Origin of the sequence: Mesotoga sp. B105.6.4, assembly GCF_002896535.1 — a bacterium.
Classification (GTDB): Bacteria; Thermotogota; Thermotogae; order Petrotogales; family Kosmotogaceae; genus Mesotoga.
This window is the reverse complement of sequence record NZ_JWIM01000066.1, coordinates 14,230-30,555: the sequence shown is the minus strand read 5'-3', so window position 1 is coordinate 30,555 and position 16,326 is coordinate 14,230. Positions and strand designations below refer to the sequence as shown.

12 protein-coding genes and 3 pseudogenes are annotated in these 16,326 nt (G+C 45.5%); 6 read left to right on the top strand and 9 right to left on the bottom strand.

The genetic code is table 11. The annotated features are described in order from the left end of the window. Positions 1–165: 165 nt before the first annotated feature. From RJ60_RS12200 to RJ60_RS12190, 3 genes are all read right to left on the bottom strand, one after another. Entirely contained in the window at positions 166–591 is a 426-nt protein-coding gene (locus tag RJ60_RS12200) for a flavodoxin domain-containing protein (protein WP_103134868.1), read from the bottom strand. Positions 592–623: 32 nt separating this feature from the next. Beyond that, positions 624–1,307, bottom strand: coding sequence for a histidine phosphatase family protein (locus RJ60_RS12195; protein WP_103134867.1), 684 nt, complete (start codon positions 1,305–1,307; stop codon positions 624–626). A gap of 214 nt (positions 1,308–1,521) precedes the next feature. Then, positions 1,522–1,893 (bottom strand): hypothetical protein, encoded by a 372-nt coding sequence (locus RJ60_RS12190; protein ID WP_103134866.1) that lies wholly within the window; start codon positions 1,891–1,893, stop codon positions 1,522–1,524. 573 nt (positions 1,894–2,466) lie between these two features. Here RJ60_RS12190 and RJ60_RS12185 point away from each other — a divergent pair. Genes RJ60_RS12185 through RJ60_RS12175 form a run of 3 tightly spaced genes read left to right on the top strand, consistent with a single transcriptional unit; the run spans position 2,467 to position 5,326 of the window. Next, positions 2,467–3,276, top strand: a complete 810-nt coding sequence (locus RJ60_RS12185) for an acetoacetate decarboxylase family protein (protein WP_103134913.1) — start codon at positions 2,467–2,469, stop codon at positions 3,274–3,276. A 19-nt stretch (positions 3,277–3,295) separates the two neighbouring features. Beyond that, entirely contained in the window at positions 3,296–4,102 is an 807-nt protein-coding gene (locus tag RJ60_RS12180) for an SDR family oxidoreductase (RefSeq protein ID WP_103134865.1), read from the top strand. Between the two features lie 15 nt (positions 4,103–4,117). Then, a complete protein-coding gene (locus RJ60_RS12175; protein ID WP_103134864.1) occupies positions 4,118–5,326 on the top strand; it encodes a hypothetical protein in 1,209 nt (402 codons plus the stop codon). 175 nt (positions 5,327–5,501) lie between these two features. Here RJ60_RS12175 and RJ60_RS12170 read toward each other — a convergent pair whose 3' ends face one another. Then, positions 5,502–9,719, bottom strand: a complete 4,218-nt coding sequence (locus RJ60_RS12170; protein ID WP_103134863.1) for an acyl-CoA dehydratase activase — start codon at positions 9,717–9,719, stop codon at positions 5,502–5,504. Between the two features lie 181 nt (positions 9,720–9,900). Next, positions 9,901–11,304, bottom strand: coding sequence for a DUF1254 domain-containing protein (locus RJ60_RS12165; RefSeq protein ID WP_103134862.1), 1,404 nt, complete (start codon positions 11,302–11,304; stop codon positions 9,901–9,903). Between the two features lie 401 nt (positions 11,305–11,705). Between RJ60_RS12165 and RJ60_RS16575 the strand changes: the two are divergent. The 3 genes and pseudogenes from RJ60_RS16575 to RJ60_RS12155 all read left to right on the top strand — a co-directional run bounded on the left by RJ60_RS16575 (position 11,706) and on the right by RJ60_RS12155 (position 13,710). Next, positions 11,706–12,466, top strand: a pseudogene (locus tag RJ60_RS16575) (MerR family transcriptional regulator). A gap of 412 nt (positions 12,467–12,878) precedes the next feature. Beyond that, positions 12,879–13,097, top strand: a complete 219-nt coding sequence (locus RJ60_RS16305; RefSeq protein WP_258006308.1) for a prephenate dehydratase domain-containing protein — start codon at positions 12,879–12,881, stop codon at positions 13,095–13,097. Then, positions 13,003–13,710 carry a prephenate dehydratase domain-containing protein gene (locus tag RJ60_RS12155; RefSeq protein WP_258006307.1) on the top strand — a complete coding sequence of 236 codons (708 nt, stop codon included), beginning with the start codon at positions 13,003–13,005 and terminating at the stop codon, positions 13,708–13,710. Before RJ60_RS16305 ends, RJ60_RS12155 begins: the two co-directional genes overlap by 95 nt. 290 nt (positions 13,711–14,000) lie before the next feature. Here RJ60_RS12155 and RJ60_RS12150 read toward each other — a convergent pair whose 3' ends face one another. The 4 genes and pseudogenes from RJ60_RS12150 to RJ60_RS12140 all read right to left on the bottom strand — a co-directional run bounded on the left by RJ60_RS12150 (position 14,001) and on the right by RJ60_RS12140 (position 16,267). Then, positions 14,001–15,119 carry an SUMF1/EgtB/PvdO family nonheme iron enzyme gene (locus RJ60_RS12150; RefSeq protein WP_103134861.1) on the bottom strand — a complete coding sequence of 373 codons (1,119 nt, stop codon included), beginning with the start codon at positions 15,117–15,119 and terminating at the stop codon, positions 14,001–14,003. A 106-nt stretch (positions 15,120–15,225) separates the two neighbouring features. Beyond that, a pseudogene (locus RJ60_RS16570) lies at positions 15,226–15,372 on the bottom strand (formylglycine-generating enzyme family protein); the annotation flags it as partial. 74 nt (positions 15,373–15,446) lie between these two features. After that, a pseudogene (locus RJ60_RS12145) lies at positions 15,447–15,977 on the bottom strand (formylglycine-generating enzyme family protein); the annotation flags it as partial. A 53-nt stretch (positions 15,978–16,030) separates the two neighbouring features. Next, positions 16,031–16,267, bottom strand: a complete 237-nt coding sequence (locus RJ60_RS12140; protein ID WP_103134859.1) for a hypothetical protein — start codon at positions 16,265–16,267, stop codon at positions 16,031–16,033. Positions 16,268–16,326: the final 59 nt, after the last annotated feature.

Here is a 16,326-nt window from a genome sequence, read left to right as displayed (position 1 = left end):
GGAGATTATGATTTTCTCAAAACCAATGCCTTCTGCCTCTGCAACAAGGAATATCTTCAAAAAGCGGCCTGTAGAAATCTGGTTGAACTCATTAGTGAATGATATGAAGGTGAATTTGGCCGGCAGTTGTAATTCTGATTTGCACACACTGACTGTAATCATCCGTCACTTGAAACAAGAAGCGAGATCATCTACCAACCTCTCTATCTTTCTCTCTCGTCCAAAACTCCACCATCCAACGCTGGCCTCCCCGCAGATCTCTGCCCCTTTCTCTCTACAGATCTTCTTCATGTAGGCAAGCGTCTGTCTCCTTCCCAAAGCGGCTGGAAAGAGACCCGTAGCCATAAGGGCAACCTTCTTGCCTTCAAGGGACTTCATTTTGGCAAGGTAGCTCTTCATAGTATCGGCGGGTGCTCCGCCATTCACCGGAGTGCAGAAGACCAGTCCCTCATATCTTTCGAGATCGGGAGTCTCCGATCTCAGCCTTACCACAGATGCTTCTTTTCCCGCAGAGATCAACTCATCTCTCAGTTTTTCGGCAACGTACAGTGTATTTCCGGTCTTCGAATAGGCGATTATTCCAATCTTCACGACTGTTGCCTCCTTCCTAAATCATCTTTCCATCAATCTTCTGAGTTCCAGATAGTCTCTACTGGTTCCTTTTCGAAATCCAGTTCCATATGCGAAGTATTCGCCCAGTCCACAAGCTCGAGCGAAAAAGAGTCGTTTTCTCTGTAGGCTTTCACGGTGGTTATAGCGCAGTTGTTTATCGAAATGCCTGATCTCGAGAAGAATCTCTTCGGGTCGATTCCGTTGCAAACGAAGGGAAGGGTCATTGACAGAAAGCCTCCGTGACTTACCGCAAGGACTTCTCCTTCGGGACATTCACTAACAACTGTATTCATAGCCTTCCAAAATCGATCGATAACTTCTCTGTGGCTCTCTCCGTTGGGGATTCTCTTATCTACCTTGCCATCAATCCAACTTCTTACAAGTTCAAGAAACGCTCTTTCTGCTTCCCCTTCAATGAGCTCGCCCTCAAGCTCGCCAACGTGAAATTCACGGATCTCATCAAGTAGTTGAGGTTCGATTTCAAGATCAGATGAGACTATGCGTGAGGTCTCCCTTGCTCTCAGAATCGGTGAGGTGTAGATCTTGCGAATGTTCCTAAGCTTCAAATAGCGCGCGGCCATTTTCGCTTGTATCCTTCCCTCATCGGTTAGGGGAAAACCATTATCGCCATTTGCAAATATCCCCTCTACATTTGCCTGACTCTGTCCATGCCGCATTAGATATATTGTTGTCATTCCGCCCTCCAAAAACCTGCTTTCAAGAGATAGTGTTTGATGAATCCGATGATCTATTGTAATCTGATCCTTTGCGCCTGTGGAGAATATCTATTCTGTCTTACCTGAATGAACACAATCTTCTACAGCCTATGCAAGGGATCTAGATCCTAACTCTCAGCAAGTTACAACTGATAAATCTGAAAGATTCACGGATTATCGGAGAGGTCACGAACTAACGTTTCGTCGCCTCCCAGGTTCCTTCGTCCAGATCGAAGATCGTGAACGTTCCCGACATCGTGTCCTTGGTTACCGATCCAGCGAAATCTATTCTTCTTTCAGAAGTCCAGGTGTTTATATGTACTTCGCGATCGTTTGAGATCATTCCGAAAAGTTCTCTGCAAGATGAATCAAGACAGAAACTTCCCCTGTAGTTGTATACTATGTGTTGCTCAATATTAAAAGTTGCGGTTTCAGAAGCCCCGCCGGAATAAATTATGATGACATCCCAGCTGCCATTTAAGTTGGGTAGTCCAAAAAAGAGGCATCCGGATGCAAGAAAAACAATCGAGATTGTCAAGAGTACAATTAGAAAGCGTTTAGCCATTCTCTATCCACTCCGCGTCAAGAGCATCATGCCTTTTGGCAAGTCGGTTACAAAATCTCCTCAGAAGCGAGAATTTATTCTAATTATACAGGGATTGGATGCTTTTGAAGAGCGTCTTTCGACAGTTTCTGAATAGTAAGAGCTCCAGGATAACATAAGCCAAGCCGTACCGATAAGAGAATTGCAGGCCAGGTCAATTCAGAAGAATAGAACTTGGAAGAGATCATCTCTAGAATCAAGCCCAGCGTTGAGTATGGCGACAGAGTTTACGGAAATACTGCGCAGAAATGAAGCTTATTCCTTCTGTTCTTGCTGATTCATTTTTACTTGGAAGTTCATGAGGGTTTGTGTTCTAATAATCTTGAAGTAGAGGCCGGGTTTCTCGTACAGTCTTCATTCATCCTGACTTTTTCAAGAGACTTACCGACTTTTTTGGATAATTATGGATTCATTCAAACATCAATAAGGAAGCAGAGTTGCAAGAATCATACACGAAGTTTTACGAGTCTGGAGGATTTGGCGTTAATCAAAATCCCCAATTAAATCATCATGATGCAGAGAGGAGGAAATGAAGTGTCTGGGAAAAAAGGGAAATTCGTTTTCAACCATGACTTTATCTACAAGATGCCTGTGCACTTTGGTGGCGATCCTTTCTACCCGGTAAGGGTTCTCTACGGAGACAATACCGTTATTACGGTGGAGTATGAGACGGACGAAGAAGCTCTACTGAACCACATCCCTGAAGATTTCGAGCTCAAAGAACCTATCGTTACCGTTCAGTACACCAATTGCCGGGATGTAGACTGGATGATTGGGGGAGAATACAGGCTAATTCAGGTAACGGCACCTGTAAAGTATGTGGGAAACTCAGATGGTCTCGAAGGAGTCTATGCGCTTGTCGTATGGGAGAACAAGACCTGCCCGATAATCGGGGGCCGTGAAGAGGACGGAGTACCGAAGGTGTTCGCAGATATCTCGTCTGAGCGCCATCTAAAAAATCATTGGTTTGTGGCGGCCAGCTACGAGCAGTTTACATTCCTGAAAATAGACCTCCAGAGAGGCGATGAGGTAAGTGAAGAAGATTTGGCGGAGTTGAACAAGAATCCTAAGATCAATCTCTTTGGGTGGAGGTATTTGCCTAATCTCGGAAAGGGCGGAGCTACCTTGAGTCATGCAACTCTCTATCCTCAGGAGGCCGTTTTCAAACAGATGTGGAATGGTACCGGCACGGTCGAATGGATCGGCCTAACATATGAGCAGCACCCATTGCAGTCAAGAATCATAAGGTCACTGAAGGCTTTGCCGATCAAAAGGGTTACATCCGCGGCAATGGCAAAAGGAATAATTAAGTTGAATGTTGGCGATTCCAGGATACTTCCATAGGATATGAGAGGAGGAGGAAATGAACGGATACTTTGAGAAGAAAGTGGCTGTGGTTACCGGAGCGGCTTCAGGAATAGGGCTTGGTATGACCGAAGAGATGCTTTCCAGGGGGGCAACGACTGTTTTTATGGCCGACGTTAATCAGGACAATCTCGATAGAGAAGCTAAGAGATTGAATTCGAAATACGCCGGTGAAGCTGTACCTTTTCTTACTGACGTCACAAAGGAAGATCAAGTTGAGAAGCTAATCATGTCTGCCAAGAAGAATGCAGGACATCTTGACTTCGTCTTCAACAACGCAGGGATCGGAATGACAATCCCGACCGAGATGGTGACTCTCGAAATCTGGAAAAAGGTTGTGGATATCAATCTCTGGGGAGTGATCTACGGGACCTACCATGCCATACCGATCATGAGAGAACAAAAATCCGGCCATATTGTAAACACAGCTTCTATAGCAGGGTTGGTTCCGCTTCCATATCAAGCACTGTATGCAAGTACAAAGAGCGCAGTGAAAACCATGACGGAAAGCCTTTATTACGAGCTCTCTTACGAGGGTCTTAAATTCAGTGTTGTATGCCCGGGAAATGTGCGTACGGCTATATTTGGCGAGCTGACTCCCCCGCCGGATTCAGTGTCCGTTGAAGATGCGGTGAACTACATATTTGAGAAGATGGAAAAGGGAGATTTGCTGATTGTCTTCCCGCAGAGCATCCGAGATGCCGAACTGGCCTACAGAACAGACCGAGAGAAGTTCGACAAGCTCGCGTTTGATATGGCCGCAGAACGCCTTGAGAACTACAGAACCAAAGGAACCTACTATTGATCGGGATGAGTGCCCATGAAACTGACAAAAGTATTTAGCGAATCGGAGCTTTCTCTGGAAGTTGTAATATTGATGATAGCCGGGCTCATTCTTCTTATTACTGGCATGCTGCTCTTCCCTGTTGCTACAGGCGGCCTACCCTACTATGAGAATGGTCTTTACGGTCTTCTGTTGGTGATGTTCTCGCTGCAGATAATTTCAATGGGGAAAACGCCCTTTGGAGACTTGAAACGATCAAAACTCGTCGTGGCTGCAGGAATTATCATTGGTGGAATTGGAACGATAACTTGTTTCATTCCAGATGCCTTCAACGATATTCCCAGGCTTCTGCTATTCCTTTTCTTTGGCCCCGGAGGAGCTTTTCTGCTTGTTCAGATGGTTCTGTCAAAGGATAAGCTCAGAGCATGGTCCGAATATGGGGGGATCTTCCGACATTTGATAGCTGGATGTACGGTGGCATACGTTTCATCAATTCTCATATCGATACTCCTGTGGAACCAGAGTCTTCTAAGTGTTCAGATGACGGCGATCTTGGTTCTGATCTATGGAGCCGCCATTGTATATCTTTCTTTTGTTCTGAGAAAGATATACAGCACTTACCCACAAGAACAGAAAAGGAAAGACAAAGAAGTAGAACTACCTATGGACAGGGCGATGATTCTATTCACAAGTGTCTTCATGATAATTCTTGGTGTGCTGTTGATTCCTGTAAATCTCGGGCTTCTGCCTTTTTCGGGAAGTGCCCAGCTTGGTTTGCTGATGATGATTTTCGCAATCCAGATGATTGCCTCGGGAAGCACCCCGATAGGAGTCTTTCCAAGATCTCTGCCGGTGATCCTTATCGGTCTTGTATTTGCAGCTCTTGGAACCGTATCGTGCATTATCCCGGAGATCTTGGTCTATCCGCTCACCCTGCTTGTCGGTGTCCTGAATATTTTGGGAGGGGCGATTTCAATAGGCAAGTTCCTTGGTCGGCAGGCGAGCGGAACGGTTGGAGGAGGCAGTAAGATACCCGGTATACTTGTTAAGCTGACCGTCGCCCAGCTCACTCTTAATGTTCTTGCAATCACATTTGGATTATCAATGCTGATTTCTCATCTCTTGCCGGGATTGGTTATTGGCGTGGTCTTGGCGGCTAATGGAGCTGTGCTTCTGTACTTACTTCACGTTCTGTTCGTTATAGATAGAATACAAAAGGAGGTGGAACCCGGAAAATCGACATAGTTTGGATCAAATCCACAGACAAACGCTGAGAAACGCCACCTATTTACTATGACTGTTTCTGAAAACAAGTCTTCACTGAGAGCTGACCTGATCATTGAAAGGATTTTGGGAGCCGGATTCTGTGTACTTCACAGGTCTTCGTTTATCGCAGTTGCTTGCTCCAAGAATCCTCTGTCTAATCTGGGGTTGAGGCTTTTTCTTCCCTCAGTCGAAGCAATAACGATTTCACCCTCTTCACTTGAACCACGAAGGACTCAAGTCTGCTTTCGACGGTCGGAGTGAATGGGTTTCCGTCAGACTCAAAGAAGAGTGTCGGGATATTGCCGGCAAGATCAAAGACCTCTCTTTTGAGCTTGTTCGAGTTTCTCCTTTGGTGATCTAGTCCTCTTTCTGCAATGGCTTCTGCAATCCTGGTCGGCATACATCCAAATGGGCCTATAGAAATGACTCCGTCATATCTGTCTATCGATTCGAACAAGACGGCTCCTAGAGTGAGGACTGCTTCTCCTGTAAGCTTGGGGTTCAGAAAGTCCTTTGAGACATCTACCATACCTTCAATATCAACTAAGTGCGCTCTGTAAAGCCCGCTTGTTTCGAGGACTTTTTTGACTCGCTTTTCTATAGATCGCTTTACAACAATTTCAACATGTTTCAACCCTCTCTTCAACGGTCCAAGCTCTGTTGGTACATATTTCTTCAGCAATATGTAGTCCAGATAGTAGATCCACTCTTCAATTGGTGAAGCATGCATAATTATTCCATTATCTGCAAAGAACAACTCGAGTGATTTTCTGGAGAACTCGTCGTTTCTAACGTATATCTCCCCTGAAAGCAGAACTTTTGGTGTCGTTTCGAAATCGCTCTTTAGAGGGATCCTTGAGATCTTCTCGCAGATTGTCTCCAATTTTCTGATTACTTCACCATATGAATCGCGTCTCAAGCTCTCACGAAGAATCTCGCGAGCTTCTCTAGATGCTTCGATAGCCTCGTCTCTATTTGAGGCTAGCGTAAGAAGGGCATTTTCAACATTACAGAACTCGTCAGCCATGATCATGCTTGTCCATATTCTCAGTTTAGTTTGCAGGCCCATGCCCGCATAACCGTTCTCAGAATTGAGGGAGAACAGTAGAACATTGCTCGCATTGTTCTTGTCCAGCCAAAGATCTATGTAAGTACTGTACTGACCAAATCGGCAGGGGCCGCGAGTATCAGGCATGAAGTACATTATTACGCTTTTGTCGTCCTTGTTTTCCTCAAGGTAGCGAATAAGGCTTCCTAGAGTCAGGTGAAAAGGCAAACATTCCTTGGATAATGAGTTGGATTTTCCCAGCTGAAACTCTAATTCTGTCGGTCTCGGGAGAACGTGAGTGTTGATGCCGACCTTTTCGAAGGCAGCAGCCATGAGCTGAGCTGCAAACTCGCCCATGGTAGGGACGATTACTTTGACCGAAGGATCTGTAATGGGAATGTGTCTTCCGTCCTGCAACTCTATGCTGAATGTCCCGTTATTCGTTATCAGTTTCGGTCTCTTCGCCCGTTTGCTTTCTACTGGCTCCGTCTTCCTTTCTATGGAGCTTCTAACTACATCGGCGAAGGCTTCGATCCTGGTCTCCACTCCGGCATCCGATGTATGACTATCCAGTTCCAGAATCAGGGATGGCTTTTTCCCCATAATGTCTCTAAAGAAGGAGATCAAAAATGAGTCAGGTCCGCAGCTGAAGTTGGTTATGTAGAGTGCGAAGAGCTTTGGATTATTTTTTACATATCTGGCCGCCTTTAGGTTCATCTCACCCCATGCCCAGTACATTTTCTCATGTGACCTTTCGTTTTCATAAGGGAGAGCGTCAAAAGTCACTACAGGAATTCCGCGTGAAGCAAGTTTTTCCGGGATTCCCATGTTGGCGTCACTGGAAAAGGCATTGTATGATCGGCCGAAGATCACGACACCGAAATCCGATCTCGCGACGTTTTCAAGAAACCTGTTCCCGATCTCCTTTATCCTTATAACGCTATCTTCGTAGGATTTTACTCCATTGGAAAAAGCGGTCAAAGCTTCTTCGCGGTTCCTTCCCAGTGACTTCGCAAGTAAGACGAACTTCTCTTTCTCTTTTTCGAAGCCCTGCGAAAAATCGAAGAAATCTGTCAAAATTCTTTTCGACCCGAGCTCCTCAAAACTCCCCATTAGCCAGTCCGGTTCGCTCTGCACAAATGGGCAGAACACCGAGTTTTCAACGGAGTTCGCAACCTCTAAACCCTTGACTGCTGGAATGAAGAAATAGTCGGGATTCATCTCCAAAAGATCATACATATAACCATGTGACAGTTCGACTGGAAAACAGAATTCCGATTTCTTTCTATCCCAGCCTCTGGGGTCGGACTTTTCCGGTACGACGATTTTAAACCCTAGACTTCTGAAGAAATTTGAGAAGAGAGGGAAGAGAGTATTCATAGAGAGAGACTTGCTGATTCCTATAGTCTCGATGCCCTTTTCGTCTGACCGTTCAAAGACTATCTTCTCTCTATCGGTAGTATATATGTATTCGTTTCTGTTTATCGGAAGGTTAAGACGAACATTTTCATACTTGTTGCAAGCACCGCCGAAGGGAAACTTCTTCCCTCCAACTTCAATTATGCGGATCGGACACTTTCTGTCGCATTTCTCTGCCCCACCGTCACAAATGAAGGTATTGAGATAGCGCACTTCTTTTGAGATCAAGTCAACCAGCTCAAAGCGTTCTTCTTCCAATTGGCCTTGTTCAAGCTTTTCCTTAACCATGAGTGATACACCAAATGCGCCCATGAGTCCGGGATGAGGTGGAACGATTATCTCCTTTCCAGTAACTGCCGCCATTGCCACGGGGACAGCACGATTGAGACATACGCCTCCCTGCATAAAGACCTTTTTCCCAACCGGTCTCATGGCTTTCACTCTGTTTGTGTAGTTCAGACAGATAGAGTAAACCAAGCCGGCGCAGATATCTTCTCTGGAGATGCCTTCGTTGATCGCAGTCTTTATATCGCTGCTGATAAAGGCCGCACACTGATCGCTGAAGTTTGGCGGAGATTGACCTTTAAGCGCATAGTCTCCAATCTCTCTGTAATCTATGTTCAGAGATTCCTTTGCGGATTCTTCGAGAAATGAGCCTGTACCAGCAGAACAGGCTTCGTTCATTGCATAATCCAGGGCAACGCCATTGGATAAGAAAGTGTATTTGGCATCCTGACCGCCAATCTCAAATATCGTGTCGACTTCTCTATCAAAGAATGAGGCAGCCCTTGCGTGAGCCATGATCTCATTGTAAACAGCACTCGTCTCGCAGAAAAGGCCAACTATCTTTCTTCCAGAACCTGTAACCCCGAGACCAATTATTTCGACAGGAACATCGAGCGAAGCACGAATCTCTTCAAGACACTGGCGTGTAGCGTTTATTGGATCTCCCATAGTCCTGAGATATGAACTAGCAAGAATGGTATTGTCCTTGGTTCTCATAACAACCGCCTTGGTTGTAGTTGAGCCAACGTCTATACCGAGAATGCAAGAATCACCGTCTTCAGCTGTCTCGAAAGGCATCTCCTTGAAATCGACCATGTCTACAAACTTTGAAAGGGGCTCATTCTTGGGGAAAGTCATTATACCTTCCTTGAAGACAGTCTCTTTATCTATCTCGATTTCTTCGAGAGCACTGGCATGTAGATAAGCGCCGAAGGCCTCAAAGAAGAGAGCCTCATCAGGTATGGTAATTTCCGCGATTTCTTTCAAGTGATTCAGCACAAGCCGGTTTTTTGTTACTCCACCAACTAGAAGTATCTTCTTTACACCAGCCCTGTGCATGAGCTCACCGATCTTGTCGGACATGACCTTTCCAAGACCATTGAGAACCGATTCTTTAGGTGTTCCCTTGTTAAGAGCATGAGTACAATCGCTCTTGCAAAACACGGTACACCTGGAAGAAAGCTCGTAAATCTCGTTTGTTTCCACTGCGTTTGCTGTATCCAGTTCGACATCCATTCGCTTTAGTTGCTGGAGAAAGAACTCTCCAGTTCCTGAAGCGCATTTGCTTCCTGTGAAGACGGCTGTGATGTTTCCCTTATCGTTTAGCTTATACAGCGTGAAATTCTCTCCGCCCACGCTCACAATTGCCTCATGATCTCCGTACTTGCTTTTCAGTTCTTTGTAGGCAAATTCAGTGGCTTCAACTTCGGGGATTTGCGGAAGATTCAACAGCCTTCTTCCTTTCTTTCCAGTTACTACGACTACTCCTCTTTCAAGGATTTCTGGAAGAAAGCTTTTGAGTACTCTTAGCGGATTTCCTTCATGCAAAAGCCTTCTGGGAGTTTGACCATCATACCAGGAAATAGTACTTGAGCCTATGCAAAGTCCAGCTCTATCCAATTGACTCGCCCCGGGGCTTTGAAAACGCTACATAAGATGTTAGAAGCATACTGATTAATGATAGCACGTATAATTCTATTTAGTTTAACGCTCCGAAAAATCATTACTGCGTTTGTACGGTCTCAACTCAGAGATTGGCTCACTTAATAGCAAAAGCTAATTATGATAGTCGGGCTGGCATTCATTCCCTATATTCTGACTTTATTACTCCAGGAGGACAGTATAGAGGATCAAGGGCTCTTGGTGAAGGCAGGTACATTCTCAAGGACAAAGAAAAAGGTCCATTGGGCGCGGGGAGCCAGTTGCTTCCGAGATCAGGGCCTGGCGAATCATGCTGGATATAGATGTCAAGAGACCCGTCATCGTTGTATGACAATCTCGACCGATCACCTATTGAGTATCTGTTAATTGGATTAGGCACCATGAACTGGTCTTCATCGTAGATTGTGATGGACCAGAATCCACCCGGTCCAACGGGTGGAATTTCGTTGCTTTCAAAATGGATCAGGTAATTGTACCTTGAGCCATCATAAGATTCTCCATCGGCATCTGCATAACTTATTGGATAGTAGGTTTCCTCAAGATCGCTACCATAGAGACCCATGTAAGCGGCCGAAGCTCGAATCTCATACTTACCCTGCATCTGGTTTCGATTACCGAAGACTCGCTTTGTGAGACTCCAGCCATTCTTAGTAGTTCCCAGCAGTTCACCCGGTCTGAGAATAACTTCCATGGCATCTTCAATCCCTTGCTCAATTGCAACCCGTATTTCGGAATCAAGATCTGCTTCGTCAAACGGAAGATTCGGTCCGATTCCAATAAGGCTGAATCTTTCGATCAAGGCTTTCTCAGATGGATGAATTTCTAGCTGGCCTAGAAGGAAGTTCAGATAGTAGATAAAACCGGCCGACTCGGCTCGTTCCTGTCTGAAGACCGGAAAAGTGTCTGTTCTTACAGATTTAGGGGCTTCATAACCAAGAAAGGAACTCAGGGGCTGGATTAGAAAGCTTTTTTGAATTTTGCGTATTGCATCAAGCTCACCGGATATCTCTGGGTTTATTGAAATCCTTGCTAGACACAAGACAAAGTTTCCTTCGCTGGTGAATACTTCATCAATGCTCTCGGGAACTTCTACTAATGACTTCGGACCGGTGATCAAGAAAGTCCTTGCCCCGCAACCGGTGGTTCTCGTTCCTGCATATGCGAAGTTATGAGTATACATGTCGACAAACTGTAAGGAGTAGTATCTTTCGCAAATAGCAGGTATCTGAATTATGATTGGTTCAGCTCTCAAATCAAGCCATGCAGCCGAGAACACTGTATCGTTGTTCGGGCGGACAATCTCTCTGAATTCAGGTCCAAGCAACCCTTTGCTATGCTTGAACCGGTTGAACGCATCTGGTATCACGGCCTGCAGAGTCATTGTTCGGAAATTCTCAAGCATTGGATAAGCGAAAATATACGCCTGTCGTGCGATTTCCCTTGCTTCGTCGCAGTTGTTCGTTGCCGGAGTCGATCCTGCGCCTAAGAAAGCGAACAAGAACACAACCACAGACAGCAGGGTAAGTAACTTCTTAAGATCCATCTTCGAATCCCCCATGTGAACTACCTGGTGTTGCAAATGGAAGTGGTCATACCAAGTACGATTATGAGCTCTATGAATGGTCTGTTTTCACATCACTTTATGCTAATCACATTATACCTGTATAAGATACAGAAAACGGGACATAGATTCTCCCGCTTATCTGACTGTATAATGGACGAAATTGTTTGGGCAAGTAACAGATCGGAGTAATCAACTGTTAATTGCTTTGGCTTTACCCCCTGAAAGTGATACAAGTTATGTCCATAACTGTGTGGTTTGACTCGAATGAGATAGGGGAAGCATTCGCTCTGGCTGAGCTAACATCGTTCTACACTGATCAGAAGATGCGCCCTTGACTGTAACGCACGGTAATAATATTTGATGAATGTTGGAAGGATCACATCAATGTGAAGGGAGTTGCAGAGCTCACCCGTCTCTCCGTTCGGGCGCTTCAGCACTATGACAAGATAGGACTTCTAAGTCCTAAGCGCAATTTGGCAAATGGATACAGGGAGTATTCCGAAGGAGATCTAGATAAACTTCAGCAGATTCTCTTTTTCAAACAGTGTAGCTTTTCTCTGGAGAGGATCGAGAAGCTTCTAGCAATCCAAGGTTCGATAGAGAGAAGGCCTTAGAACTTCAGAAGAAGAACTTGATTCTTGAGAAAGAGAGAATCGAAGCTATGCTAATCACACTGGAAAGGACGCTCAAAACTATGAGAGGGGAAGATTCGATGAGTCAAAGAGAAAAGTTCAAAGGATTTGATTTCTCTTACAACCCATATGAAGAAGAAGCTAGACAACTTTGGGGTGACGAGACAGTCGAAAAAAGCAACGATTTTATCGCATCGAAGAGCGATCGGGAGAGGAATGACATGGAGAAGACACTAGATGAGCTATTTAGAGGGCTAGCGGAGATTAGGGACGAAGATCCCGATTTAGCCCGCGCCCAGGAAGCAATCGAGAAGATGTATAATACGTTCAACGAAAGCTTTGGACATTACTACACCATTGAGTCGTTTGCCGCCTTGGGACAGATGTACGTGATAGATGAGCGGTTCAAAGTGAACATAGATAAATTCGGTGACGGCCTTTCAGAGTTTTTTTCCAGGGCAATGCAGAGATTCGCCGATCGGCGCCTTGAAAGCGGTCGAGAGCAATAGAAACTCAGACTAGATGATTTTGAGGCCGAAGACTATTTGAGTATCGTCAGATTCCAAACGGACATTGCGCGATTTCCTAGAACAGGTCCTGAAATTGGGACCTGCAGTTTTTTCCACATAATCCGGAGTTATTTCTTGTATTCATTTTCGCGTTTAGACGCATTGAGTTGCAGATATTCTCTCCAAGACTCAGGTCAACTGAATTGGCTATTCCTTATCGGTCGTGGACGGTCCTGATTTCCGGAGCGGTCGTTATCGACATCATTGTGGTAAGCTATAATTCAGATGCATAGCTAATTATATGGTTGTCTCTCGTAAGCGGCATATTATTAGGGCCAGAGTCCGGATCAGATCTGATGAAAGGACTGACCGCTATTGATCCAAGCAGTTTCTGAAAGGGTGGGGAGATTATTTGAACGGGAAAGTTGTTGCTTTTCAAGGTGAACACGGTGCTTATTCAGAACAGGCTATAAGAAAGCTTCTAGGAGAATCCCCTGTCACAATTCCGTGTAGGTCGTTCCAGGAGATGCTGAATCTTGTTCCAGGATGGAAAAGCAGACTACGCAATTCTCCCCGTGGAAAACTCTCTGGCTGGTACAGTGATTCCCGCCTACGATGCTTTGATGGATAGTGATCTTCTTGTCCAGGCAGAGGTTATGCTTCGAATTGAGCACTGCCTTATGGCTCCCAAGGGTAAAGCGATTTGTGACATAAAATACGTGATTTCTCACCATCAGGCGTTGGCACAGTGCTCGGAACACCTGGAAAAAGAGGGCCTTATGGCGAAAGAATACTATGACACTGCTGGCGCAGCGAGGGACCTGGCGGTTTGCGAGATGGAGTCAACAGCTGCAATTGCTAGCGAACTCGCGGCCAAAACATATGGGCTTGATATCTTAAGGAGGAATTTTGAAGATCTCGATACAAATACAACCAGATTCTTCTTAATGGGTAGAGAGTCCATGCCATGTATTGGAAAATGCAAGACATCTATTATATTCACGACGGAACATAAGCCCGGAGCCTTGTTCAGTGTCCTCGGAGAGTTGTCAGATCGCAATCTGAATCTGACGAAAATCGAATCAAGGCCTTTCAAGAGGGAGATGTGGCACTATATATTCTTTGTAGACTTTGAAGGAACGGCAGCTGACAAACGAGTGAAAGAGGGAATCAAGGCAATCAGTGACCGTTGCAGCTACTTCAAGTTCGTGGGTTCGTATCGCTCTGCCAACCACGAGATGTGAATCCATCAACTGATATTCCAAGTCCCCCAAGTCAAGAAGCTGACGTTCTTGAGAAATAACCAATAAGAAATAAGAGTCATGAATTTCTCCTGAAGCCTTACCGACTTCTGTTGAGACTAAAGACCCAATGTCATTTCACAATAATTCCACCTTCTTCAAGAGTATGCCCATGAAGCAGGGAATTATAGCTGCCTACCATTTCAAAATCTCATGGTAAGCGAGCAACGCCTTTGGCTGATTTGTAAATTCGGATGCCTTGTGTTGAGAATAGATCGCAGAGGGCTTCTTTGTTACTTGTCGGTTCTTACGATCCTGAAACCAACAACATATATTCCAATTTCCCCACTTACTTCCTCTCGATAAGGAACCCTTAAAAGTCTTGCAATATTGAAGTAGCTGCCTCCTCTAATTATGAAGTCCGTGCTTCCGTTTATTGGGACGTAGGGATTTGTAGTTGAGTCAGCAGTGTATTCCTGGAAGGGTTCAGTACACCACTCGAACACATTGCCACTCATGTCGTGTATTCCCAACCCATTGGGCTCCTTCTCTCCGACGGGCCATGTTGAGATACTATCCACAATGTCATTGTGAGCATTCTCTCGGTACCATGCGACTTCATCCGGGTCGTTGCTTCCCGAGTACTTAAACAATGACTCTGAATCTCCGCCTCTTGCGGCGAATTCCCACTCAGCTTCCGTGGGCAAGCGGAATCCAATTACCTCAGACGGGTCATCTGCCATGCCGCCTGAAAGATCGAGCAGATTACCGTTGTCGTCATACGCTCTTGCCAGTCCCGCCTTGTCGCTTAACCAGTTGCAGTAGGCAATTGCGTCATACCAGGAAACGGAAATCACTGGTCTCCTTTCTCTGCCCCAGGAGAAATCTTTGGGTTTTGTTCTGCCCAAGTCGTCGCAGAAAGCATCGAATTCATCAAAGGTGACCTCATACTTCCCGATGAAGTAGTCGTAATCTATAGTTACTTCGTGGAGGGGTAATTCATTCTCGTATCCGTCTCCCCAAGAGTCTCCCATTGTGAACTTTCCGCCTTCAACTAATATCATCTCTTCAATTGCAACGAAATTCCAGGAGATGATATTTGAGAATGTACCTTCGTTGTCTTCGGCCTTCACTTCAAATGAATGAACCCCGGTTCCGTAATCATTCCAGACGTATTCTGTTTCAAGTCCATAGTCATCCCAACCTGCTTCATCGACGTTGACGTAGTACTTCGCAATCGTGCCGTCTGGATCCGATGCGCTCCACTCGAGAATATTATCTGAATGATCTATTACTCCTTCAGATCCACCGATCTTCTGGAGAACTGGCGGCTGGTTTTCCCTGGGCTTCTTACACCCTGCAAGCATCACTGCAAACACAAATATCAGCAGTAGTATCAAGAGTCTCTTCATTTCTTCCTAACCCCCTTTTCTTTCGGTAATCGATTGAGAACATATTATACTCATCATATTGTTTCTCTTTACTCTATCATCTTCTAATGTGAGTTCAGAAGTATCGCTACTGAGCGATTCTACCGATTCTGAACCCGGCTAAGCTTGCGAAATCCGTGGGAAGGGCAGCAAACCGATAAGATACACGGATATTCTCTTCGGGGAAGGCCCAGCAACCGCCTCGACAAATCCGGTGAGTTCCGCTGGAAACGTACGGATTTGTTTTTTGAGAAGCGGTATATTCAGAGTAGAAGTCGGTGCACCACTCGAATACGTACCGCTCATGTCATAAACACCAAGAGCGTTTGGTTCGAGCTGGCCAACCGGGTGGGTCTTATCGTTGGAGTTGTAATCGTACCAGGCTACCAGTGAAGGATTGTCGCTTCCAGACCACTTGTATTCGGAGTTGTGTTTGCCTCCCCGTGCGACATATTCCCACTCGGCTTCTGTCAACAATCTGTATCCCAGTACTTCTGTAATGTCCGTTGTTAGCTTTCCTTCAGAATCAAGCAACTGACCTTCGTTGACTTCGCAATGTCTTATGTAGGCAGGAGGCAGGCCATCCTTTTCACTCAACCAGTTGCAGTATTCTATTGCCATCCACCATGGCACATTGATTACGGGCCTGCTGCCCATTCCCCAGCCTTCATCGGAGGGGATTACGGCTCCCTTATCTACACAGAACTCATTGTACTCGTTGAAAGTGACTGGATGCTTCCCAACAAAAAAACCGTACGTGAGTTCGACCTGATGGGTTGGTTTCTCCATGTTGAACCCGTCTCCCCAGGTATCTCCCATGGTGAAAGAACCCCCACTCACAAAGACGAAGTCTCCCAAATAGGATTCAAATGAGAGGAAAGTGAAAGTCCAGATTATCGGTTCAGAAGCGAGTCCTTTGTCGTCTTTGGTCCTAGCCTAGAAGTATGATCACCTTCTTTATAACCGCACCATGTATAACTGGTCTTTGTACCGTGATCAACCCATTCTCCGCCGTCTGCCCTATACTGATGCACAGAGACGTTGCCATCGTCGTCATAACCGATCCACTCAAATGTAATGCAGACATCAAGAGTGTCGCCAGAAGGTCCGGAGGATTCTTTCTCGATCAAAGGTGGTTGATTACTCCTGAAGATGCATGAGGTTGTCAAGAAAGTACAATTGATAGGAA

Bases quoted from the DNA above. Each gene is read 5' to 3' on its own strand.
- RJ60_RS12175 (WP_103134864.1), top strand. From the start codon at position 4,118: ATGAAACTGACAAAAGTATTTAGCGAATCGGAGCTTTCTCTGGAAGTT.
- RJ60_RS12190 (WP_103134866.1), bottom strand. From the start codon at position 1,893: ATGGCTAAACGCTTTCTAATTGTACTCTTGACAATCTCGATTGTTTTT.
- RJ60_RS12165 (WP_103134862.1), bottom strand. From the start codon at position 11,304: ATGGATCTTAAGAAGTTACTTACCCTGCTGTCTGTGGTTGTGTTCTTG.
- RJ60_RS12180 (WP_103134865.1), top strand. From the start codon at position 3,296: ATGAACGGATACTTTGAGAAGAAAGTGGCTGTGGTTACCGGAGCGGCT.
- RJ60_RS12150 (WP_103134861.1), bottom strand. From the start codon at position 15,119: ATGAAGAGACTCTTGATACTACTGCTGATATTTGTGTTTGCAGTGATG.
- RJ60_RS12195 (WP_103134867.1), bottom strand. From the start codon at position 1,307: ATGACAACAATATATCTAATGCGGCATGGACAGAGTCAGGCAAATGTA.